This window comes from Streptosporangium nondiastaticum (genome assembly GCF_003011965.1).
GTDB classification, from domain to species: Bacteria; Actinomycetota; Actinomycetes; order Streptomycetales; family Streptomycetaceae; genus Streptomyces; species Streptomyces nondiastaticus.
Genome location: NZ_PXWG01000403.1, coordinates 1 through 395, shown reverse-complemented (window position 1 = coordinate 395; position 395 = coordinate 1). Strand labels below are relative to the sequence as shown.

Genomic DNA, 395 nt, shown 5'->3' with positions numbered 1-395 from the left:
CTTCGACCAGTCGACGGGCCAGGGCCGGGTCAGTCTGGCCGTGGGTGACGCGCTCCATATCGGCGTAATAAGCGTCCGGCGGGTAGGCGGCGAGGTGGATCAAGCTGGCCTGAGCGTCGCTGAGGTCAGGCATCAGGTCGCGCAGGTCGTCGAGGCCCTGGTAGGCGCAGCGGATGGCCCCGTCGGTGAAGTACGAGTTGCCCCCGCGGTTCTCCCGGGGGCCTTTTTCGAGGATCAGTACCTGGCTGCCCTGCTCGTGGGCGGACAGGGCGGCGCACAGGGCGGCGTTCCCTGCGCCGACAACAACAACGTCTAGACGGGTGGTGTGGTGCATCTTCGTGCCTCCTGGCGGTCGTTTTTCCTGCTGATGAGTTCAGCTTACTCAGCGTCTGCGT

General features: G+C 65.8%; 1 protein-coding gene. It reads right to left on the bottom strand.

Going from position 1 to position 395, the window contains the following annotated elements:
• On the bottom strand, positions 1-334 hold a 334-nt coding region (locus B7P34_RS36440), incomplete at its 3' end, for an FAD-dependent oxidoreductase (protein ID WP_146167073.1).
• Positions 335-395: the final 61 nt, after the last annotated feature.